The sequence below is a fragment of the Curtobacterium sp. MCBA15_007 genome, from assembly GCF_001864905.1.
In the GTDB taxonomy this organism is placed as follows: domain Bacteria; phylum Actinomycetota; class Actinomycetes; order Actinomycetales; family Microbacteriaceae; genus Curtobacterium; species Curtobacterium poinsettiae.
In genome coordinates, this window is the sequence record NZ_MJGM01000010.1 from 1 (window position 1) to 8,421 (window position 8,421).

The 8,421-nt window shown below is 71.6% G+C and carries 9 protein-coding genes; 7 read left to right on the plus strand and 2 right to left on the minus strand.

Going from position 1 to position 8,421, the window contains the following annotated elements; translation table 11 throughout:
* Positions 1-372 precede the first annotated feature (372 nt).
* From BIU95_RS06230 to BIU95_RS06250, 5 genes are read left to right on the plus strand one after another with little or no spacing between them, the layout of a single operon-like run.
* On the plus strand, positions 373-888 hold the full coding sequence (locus BIU95_RS06230) for an N-acetyltransferase (RefSeq protein WP_071250997.1): 516 nt from the start codon (positions 373-375) through the stop codon (positions 886-888).
* Positions 885-1,547: an HAD-IA family hydrolase gene (locus tag BIU95_RS06235; protein WP_071250998.1), complete on the plus strand. Its 663-nt coding sequence runs from the start codon at positions 885-887 to the stop codon at positions 1,545-1,547. Before BIU95_RS06230 ends, BIU95_RS06235 begins: the two co-directional genes overlap by 4 nt.
* A complete protein-coding gene (locus BIU95_RS06240; protein WP_083389270.1) occupies positions 1,544-2,194 on the plus strand; it encodes an HAD family phosphatase in 651 nt (216 codons plus the stop codon). The genes BIU95_RS06235 and BIU95_RS06240 overlap by 4 nt, the downstream gene beginning before the upstream one ends.
* Positions 2,195-2,240: 46 nt before the next feature.
* On the plus strand, positions 2,241-3,974 hold the full coding sequence (locus BIU95_RS06245) for an AMP-binding protein (protein WP_254783288.1): 1,734 nt from the start codon (positions 2,241-2,243) through the stop codon (positions 3,972-3,974).
* Between the two features lie 20 nt (positions 3,975-3,994).
* Positions 3,995-4,552 carry a GNAT family N-acetyltransferase gene (locus tag BIU95_RS06250; RefSeq protein WP_071251002.1) on the plus strand — a complete coding sequence of 186 codons (558 nt, stop codon included), beginning with the start codon at positions 3,995-3,997 and terminating at the stop codon, positions 4,550-4,552.
* On the opposite strand, the gene BIU95_RS06255 is transcribed toward BIU95_RS06250, so the two are convergent.
* Positions 4,553-5,782 carry an MFS transporter gene (locus tag BIU95_RS06255; RefSeq protein WP_071251004.1) on the minus strand — a complete coding sequence of 410 codons (1,230 nt, stop codon included), beginning with the start codon at positions 5,780-5,782 and terminating at the stop codon, positions 4,553-4,555.
* Positions 5,779-6,315, minus strand: coding sequence for a helix-turn-helix domain-containing protein (locus BIU95_RS06260; RefSeq protein WP_056073409.1), 537 nt, complete (start codon positions 6,313-6,315; stop codon positions 5,779-5,781). Before BIU95_RS06260 ends, BIU95_RS06255 begins: the two co-directional genes overlap by 4 nt.
* 262 nt (positions 6,316-6,577) lie before the next feature.
* Here BIU95_RS06260 and BIU95_RS06265 point away from each other — a divergent pair, with 262 nt between their 5' ends.
* Both BIU95_RS06265 and BIU95_RS06270 read left to right on the plus strand, forming a co-directional pair.
* A complete protein-coding gene (locus BIU95_RS06265) occupies positions 6,578-7,510 on the plus strand; it encodes an ABC transporter ATP-binding protein (protein WP_017885815.1) in 933 nt (310 codons plus the stop codon).
* Positions 7,507-8,370 carry an ABC transporter permease gene (locus BIU95_RS06270; protein ID WP_017885814.1) on the plus strand — a complete coding sequence of 288 codons (864 nt, stop codon included), beginning with the start codon at positions 7,507-7,509 and terminating at the stop codon, positions 8,368-8,370. The genes BIU95_RS06265 and BIU95_RS06270 overlap by 4 nt, the downstream gene beginning before the upstream one ends.
* The last annotated feature ends 51 nt before the right edge of the window (positions 8,371-8,421 follow it).

Below are 8,421 nucleotides of genomic sequence, written 5' to 3' on the forward strand. Positions count from 1 at the left end.
CCGAGGACCTCGGGCACCGAGGCGACCGGTGCGGGGATCTTCGACGACGACGAGGACACCGTGTGGATCGCGGGGGTCGCGGCCTGGGCGGAGGAGATGCCGAACGCGGCACCGCCCAGCACGAGGGCGCCGGTGGTGGCGAGGGTGATGGAGGTCTTGAGGCTCTTACGCATCGTGATCAGTCCTTTGCTGTTGTCGCGCTCGGCGCGGCTGCTGTGTGCGCGCCGAACACACCCTGGTGCAGGGTGGAGAACCAGCGGTGTGCGGCTGGTGAGCGCTCCGGGTGGTTCCCGGTCGTTGCAGGTGATTCGGCACCCTCTGTCAGTCGGATTGGGACGACTTCTCCGGGCCCGTCGCCCCTAGGCTCGGGGCATGCGGGGAACGACGATCCGACCGACCACCGAGGACGACTGGGAGCGGGTCCGTGCGCTGCGGCTCGAGATGATCCAGGACACCCCGAAGGCCTACGGGGAGCGGCTCGCCGACGCCGAGCAGCTGCAGGAGCGTGACTGGCGGCGCCGCGGTCGCCGTGAACACGACGTCGGCGGGACGACCCTCGCCGCGATCGACGCCGACGGCACGTGGGTCGGGACGATGGGGGTGTACGTCCCCGGTCCCCGTGTCGGACCGCTCCTGGTCGGCGTCTACGTCGCACCCTCGCACCGGGGTCGTGCCACTGGTGTCGCTGATGCGCTGCTCGACGAGATCGAGGTGTGGGCGGCGACGCACGGGTCGGCCCTGCGGCTGCACGTGCACGAGGAGAACACCCGCGCGCAGGCCTTCTACGCCCGGCGCGGCTACGAGCCGACGGGCGCGACCGAGGCGTACGTGCTCGACCCGAGTGAGCTCGAGGTCGAGATGATCCGACAGCTGCGGGGATCGCTGTGACCGGCGGGGCGGCCGGGGCGACCGTGCCCGCTGTGCGGTGGCTGCTGCTCGACGTCGGCGGGGTCCTCGAACTCGTCGACGACGCCGCATGGCCCGGACACTTCCGGGCGCGGTGGGCCGAGCGGCTCGGGATGACGACGGACGACTTCTCCGCTCGGCTCGTCGCAGCCGACCTGCCCGACGCCTCGCGGCAGACCGGCGTCGTCGACCGGTACTGGGGTGCGATCGGCACGGCGCTCGGGCTGTCGGCCGAGCAGCTCGCCGCCATGCGCGCCGACTTCTGGGATGCGTACTGCGGCACCCTGAACGAACCGCTGTACGACTTCCTCGCCGGACTCCGCGGCACGATCGGCCTGGCGATCCTGTCGAACTCGGGCGACGGCGCCCGCGAGGAAGAGGAGCGGCGCTTCCGGTTCTCGGCGGTGTTCGACCCGATCTGCTACTCCCACGAGATCGGCGTGAACAAGCCCGATGCCGAGGCGTTCCGGATCACGCTGGACCGCCTGCAGGCGACCCCGGCCGAGGTGCTCTTCATCGACGACGTCCCGGAGAACATCGCGGCCGCCCGTGCACTCGGCATCGGGGCGCACCTGCACGTCGACACCGACGAGACGATCCGGGTGCTCGACGCGGTCGTGCGGGGGAGCGGCCGGCCGTGACCGTCGGCATCGTGTTCTTCGACGTCGACGGGACCCTCGTCACCCCCGGTTCCAGCAGCAGCTTCCTGGCAGCCCGGTTCGGGCACCAGCGAGCCCTCGACCAGGCAGAGGCCCGGTACGCCGACGGCGAGCTCACCAACCAGCAGGTGAGCGAGGTCGACGCCCTCGGGTGGCGCGGCACGGCCACTGCGACGGTCGAGCGGTGGCTCGACGACCTGCCGGTGTTGCCCGGCACCGACGCCGTCGTCGCCTGGTGCGCTGCACACGGCGTCGAACCCGTGCTCGCGTCGCTCGCCTGGCAGCCCGTGACCCGCTCCTTGGCGCGGCGGTTCGGGTTCGTCGCGAACGGAGGACCCCGGGTGGGGGAGCGCAGCGGCGTCCACGACGGCTCCGTCGCGGAGCACTTCGACGAGTTCGACAAGCGGGACCGGGCGCTCGCGCTCGCTCGCGACCGCGGTGTCCCGATCGAACGCTGTTGCGCCGTCGGGGACAGCCGCTCGGACATCCCGCTCTTCCGGGCGCTCCCGAGCGCGCTGGCGCTCAACGCGAGCCCGGCTGCACGTGCGGCTGCGAGTGACGCGATGGACGCGGACGACCTCTCGAGCATCGTCCCCTGGCTCGACCGCTGGCTCCGGGGACTCGCCTGATCGATCCGCTCCGAGGCGGATGCGGCATGATCGGTCCGTGTCTTCTGTGAACCCGACCGACGCGTACCGTGCCGCCCGCGACCAACTCTTCGCTGCGGACTCTCCTGAAGCGGCACGCGCCGGGTTCCGGTGGCCCGACGTCGGCGAGACGTTCAACTGGGCGTCCGACTGGTTCGACGTCATCGCGACCGACAACGGCCGCACGGCGCTCTGGATCGTCGAGGAGGACGGCCGTGAACAGCGGCTGAGCTACGCCGAGATGGCCGCACGCTCCGATCGGCTCGCCGCACGCCTGCACGGCTTCGGCGTGCAGCAGGGCGACCACGTCCTCGTCATGCTCGGCAACCAGCTCGAGCTCTGGGAGACCATGCTCGCCGTGATCAAGCTCGGCGCGGTCATCCTGCCGACGTCGACGATGCTCGACACCGCCGACCTGCAGGACCGTGTCGACCGGGGTTCGGTGGCGCACGTCGTCACGAACCAGAGCGAGACACACAAGTACGACGACGTCCGAGGCGCCTTCACGCGCATCGTGATCGGCGGCCACTCCGACGGCTGGACGGAGTACCCGAGCGACCTGGGCGAGCCCGCCCCTGAAGGCGAGGCACGCCCGCGGGTCATCACCCGCACCACCGACCCGTGCCTGGTCTACTTCACGTCCGGCACCACGTCGAAGCCGAAGATGGTCGTGCACACCCAGACGTCCTACCCGGTCGGGCACCTCAGCACCATGTACTGGCTCGGCGTCCGCCCCGGTGACGTCCACCTGACGATCAGTTCGCCCGGCTGGGGCAAGCACGCCTGGAGCTGCTTCTTCGCGCCCTGGATCGCCGAGGCCACCGTCTTCATCCACAACACCGCACGCTTCGACCCGGCCGGCCTGCTCGCCCAGCTCGAACGCGCCGAGGTCAACACGTTCTGCGCCCCGCCCACCGCCTGGCGGATGATGCTGCAGTCCGACCTCGGCGCGAAGCCGCGTGCCCTGCGCGAGGTCATCTCGGCCGGCGAGCCGCTCAACCCCGAGGTCATCGGCCGGGTCGAGGCAGCGTGGGGGCTCACCATCCGCGACGGCTACGGGCAGACCGAGACCACCGCGATCGTCGGCAACGCCCCCGGAGCCCCCGTGACCCCCGGAGCCATGGGCAAGCCGCTGCCCGGCGTCACCGTCACGCTGCTCGACCCCGTCACCGGCGAACCGGGCGACGAGGGCGAGGTCTGCCTGGACCTGACCGAGCGGCCCGTCAACCTGATGGCCGAGTACCTGGGCGACCCCGATCGCACAGCGTCGTCGATGCGCGACGGCTTCTTCCACACCGGCGACATCGCCGTCCGTGACGCCGACGGCGAGCTGACGTTCATCGGTCGCACCGACGACGTGTTCAAGTCCTCCGACTACAAGGTGTCGCCCTTCGAGGTGGAGAGCGCGCTGCTCCAGCACCCGGCCGTGGCCGAGAGCGCGGTCGTCCCGGCTCCCGACGATGCCCGCCTCAACGTCGTCAAGGCGTACGTCACGTTGGCCACCGGATGGGAGGCGTCGGCCGACACCGCCAGACAGGTCCTGGAGTACGCACGCACAGCTCTCCCCGCCTACGCGCGTGTGCGCCGGGTCGAGTTCGCGGAGCTGCCGAAGACCATCTCGGGCAAGATCCGTCGCGTCGAGCTGCGGGAGCGCGAGGAGCTGTCGGTGACCAACGGCACACGTGCCGAGGGGGAGTGGCGCGACGACGAGTTCCCCGGCCTCCGCGCGCCCCGCCCGCACGCCGGACCCGCTGCCGGCTGATCGACTGGCGGAGCTCACACATGGTCGTCGTCCTGCGCCCGTGGTCCTTGGACGACGCGGCTGCGCTCCTCGTCGCCAGTCGGTCGGACCCGGATCTCGCGACGCAGTTCCCGGAGGTCGGGCTCGATGACGAGGAGCATGCCCGCGCGCACATCACGGGCGCACTGCGGTTCGACGACCACGCGAGGAACTGGGCGATCGTCGAGGACGGGGTCGCGGTCGGCAACGTCGGTCTCTCGGCGATCGAGTTCCGGCACGGCACGGCGTGGGCCCACTACTGGGTGGCAGCCGATGCTCGTGGCCGAGGACTCGCCGCTCGTGCGCTGACGAGTGTGTCGAGCTGGGCCTTCGACGCCGGTCTCTTCCGCCTCGAACTCGGACACCGGACGAACAACCCGGCGTCGTGTCGGGTCGCCGCCGCCGCGGGGTTCAGCGCGGAGGGCATCGAACGGCAGAAGCTCCGGTACGGCTCGGAGCGGTTCGACGTGGAGACGCACGCCCGCCTCGCGATCGACCCCGTGCCGGACCTGCCCGGGTTCGAGGCGTACGAGGTCGATGCCGAAGCCTCGCCTGGCTGATCAGACGGGCAGGGGCACCTCGGTGGTCACACGACGGACGCTCCGGGTCGACGCCGCGACCACGGTGGCGACGACGATGACGACGGCGCAGCCGATCAGCGTCGTGCTCGTCCCGACGGCGTGCGCCAGCGGTCCGACCAGGGCCTCGCCGAGCGGGACGGCGACGAACGATCCGACCATGTCGTACGAGTAGACCCGCGACAGCACGGCGCGGGGCACGTTCGACTGCAGTGCGTGGTCCCAGGCGATCGCGAACAGCTCGAGGGCGATCCCGCCCAGGGCGAACGCGACGAGCAGGGTCGGCAGGGCCGGGGCGACCCCGAGCGCCACGACGGGGAGCGCGGTCACCGCCATCAGGGCGACCCCGATGCCGAGCGCACGCCGGGGCCGCCACCGCAGGGCGATCAGCGCACCGAGTGCCAGGCCGACGGTCTGCGCGGCGACGACGAGCCCCCAGGCCGCCCTGCCGAAGGAGTCGTCCGCGACGACCGGTCCGAGCACGGTCGTCGCGCCGACGAAGGCGGCGTTGAGCACTGCGAACTGGGCGACCACCGTCCAGACCCAGCGTCGTCCCGAGAACTCGACCCATCCCTCCCGGATGTCCGCGATCACCGACGGACGGTCGGCCGGTGCGATCGACGCGCGACGGGGCAGGCGTATCCGCGCGTACAGGGCTGCGGCGACGGCGAAGCCGGCGGCGTCGACCGCCAATCCCCACCCGGCGCCGACGAGCGCCACCATGCCGGCGCCGGCGGAGGCCCCGACGATGGTGCTGGCGTTGATGCTCAACCGGATCACGGCGTTCGCCGGACGGAGGAGTGCCTCGGGCACGGTCTCGGGCACCATGGCCGCGGTCGTCGGCAGGCTCACCGCGGCGACCGCGCCGTTCAGGATGCTGAGCACGACCAGGAGCGGGACGGTCGCCGTGCCGGTCAGGACCAGCGCGGCGACAGCGGCCTGTGTCACCGCAGCGCCGAGCGACGTGGCGACGAGCACGACGTCGCGGGGCAGGCGGTCGGCGATGACCCCGCCGAACAGCAGGACCGCGACGTTCGCGACCGAGCGTGCGGCCACGACGAGACCCAGGTCGACGGGTGAGCCGGTGAGGTCGAGGACGGCGAACGCCAGGGCGATCGGTGCGACGGCGTTGCCGACGATGCTCACCGTGCGGGCTGCGAGCAGCCAACGGAACGGTGCGTGGGCGAGGACGCCCGGGGTCGGCGTGCTCACGGTCGCCGCATGGGGAACATCGAGACGGTCATCGACACCGGAACGGTGCCCGGGGTGCGGGGGCGCTGCGCTGCGGCGTGGAGCAGGGCGGAGGCCTGGCCGACGTGGTGCACCACGCGCCGCCACGTCTCGGGGCCGACCCACAGTTCGGCGTCGGTCGAGACGGCAGGGCCCGTGGTCCGCTGGTGCAGTCGTCGCCGGAGCTCTTCGACCTGCGCCTCGACGTAGACGAGCTGGTCCTGCACCGAGATGCGTTCCGGGTGCCCACCATCGGGGACGGCGTCGAGGTCGAACGGTTCGGACGACGACTCGTGCCGGTACCGCTTCGCCTCGCCGCCTCGGAGCCGCACGACCTCGACGACCGCGACCAGCCCCGCCCGTTCGAGCACCCGCAGGTGGTAGCTCGCGGTGGCCTGCGAGAGGCCGAGTTCCCGCGCGGCCTCGGCCGCGCTCATCGCGGTGCTCGTCACCAGCGACAGCAGGCGGAGCCGGATCGGGTGGGCGGTCGCCCGGAGGGACTGGAGGCTCGACATGCGCCCATCGTCGCCGCTGCGGTCGAGACCGTCAAACGGCTCTTTGGGGGTTGCGCACCAGGGGCACCTCCGAGCCCCTGCACCGGTCTTTCGCGCTCAGCGACACCTCACGGGCCGCCGCGCGCGTGAACTGTCGCCCAGCGCGAAACAGCGCGACCCCCCGCCCGCGTCACCCCGCCCCATCCGCGTCAGCCTGTGGGCGCACACATCTCCCCCCAACGGCGGACGCGGCGCCGACCACCGCTCCCGTAGCGTCGACGCCGTGATCGAAGTCAGCCATCTCACCAAACAGTACGGTCCGAAGACCGCCGTGGACGACGTCTCCTTCGTCGTGCGTCCCGGCAGTGTGACCGGCTTCCTCGGGCCCAACGGCGCCGGGAAGTCCACCACGATGCGCATGATCATGGGGCTCGACCAGCCCACGTCGGGCACAGCCACCGTGAACGGCCAGCCCTACACGAGCTTCCGCGACCCGCTCCGGCAGGTCGGCGCCCTGCTCGAGGCGAAGGCCGTCCACTCCGGACGCAGCGCCTACAACCACCTGCTCTCCCTCGCGGCGACCCACGGCATCCCGAAGTCCCGCGTGCACGAGGTCATCGACATGACCGGCCTCGACTCCGTCGCGAAGAAGCGCGTCGGCGGGTTCTCGCTCGGCATGGGGCAGCGCCTGGGAATCGCTGCCGCACTGCTCGGCGACCCGAAGACCCTGATCCTCGACGAGCCGGTCAACGGCCTCGACCCCGATGGCGTGCTCTGGGTCCGACAGCTCGCCCGCCGCATGGCCGCGGACGGCCGCACGGTGTTCCTCTCCAGCCACCTGATGAGCGAGATGGCACAGACCGCCGACCGCGTGGTCGTGCTCGGCCGGGGCAAGGTCCTGGCCGACGCCCCGATCGCGGAGTTCGTCGCCGGTGGCGGCGCCGCTGCCGGCACCGATGCCGCCGTCAGCCGTGTCATCGTCCGCACGCCGGACCCGAACGGCCTGTTCAACGCCATCGGCCCGAACGCCGCGGTCACCCAGCGCGAGGACGGCTCATTCCTCGTCGTCGGGCCCGACGCACCGACGGTCGGCAACATCGCCGCACAGGCAGGCGTCCCCCTGCACGAACTCACCCCGACCGGCGCGAGCCTGGAAGAGGCCTACATGGCCCTCACCCGCGACGACGTCGAGTACCGATCGGAGGGCACCCGATGAGCGCCACCACCTCGCCCACCACACCGTCGACCCGGATGAGCGGGGCGACCAAACTGTCCTTCGCGCACCTGGTGCGGAGCGAGTGGATCAAGCTGCGCAGCATCCGGTCCACGTTCTGGTGCTACGCGATCCTGGTCGTCCTCACGATCGGCATGGCCGCGCTGATCGGGGCGAACACGAACAGCGGCGGCCAGGAGCTGCCGACGGACCTCGCCAACGGCACCTTCGTGAACGCCAACGCCGTGGGTGTCCTGCTCTCGTCGCTCGTCGTCGGCGTGCTCGGCGTCCTCATCATCACCGGTGAGTACGGCACGGGCCAGGTCCGCTCGACGTTCACCGCCGACCCGCGACGCACCGGCGTGATCCTGGCGAAGGCCACCGTCCTTGCCATCGCGACCTTCGTCGTCAGCGCCGTCGCCACCTGGATCGGCGTCCTCATCTCGCTGCCGCTGCTGGCCGGCAACGGCATCGAGCCGGAGGTCAGCGACCCGTCGGTGTTCCTGCCGATCCTCGGTTCGTCGGTCTTCCTGACCCTGCTGGCGCTCCTCGCGTACGGCATCGGTCTGCTCGTCCGGTCGAGCGCCGGCGGCATCGCGATCACGCTCGGCCTCCTGCTGGTCGTTCCGGGGGTGCTCGCACTCATGAGCGGACTGATGAAGGTCGACTGGCCGATGGACATCGCGGCGTTCCTGCCCGACTCAGCCGGCGGCCAGCTCTACGCCTACTCGTACGACGGCGCGAGCACGGTCGACAACAGCGGGGTCGTGCTGAACGGCTGGGGCGGCTTCGGCGTCCTCGCCGCCGAGGTGCTCGTCGTCGGTGGCCTCGCCCTGACGCTCGCGCGCCGTCGCGACGTCTGACGCGACCACCCCACGGCCGGGAGGCGCGGTGCCAGCTGGCACCGCGCCTCC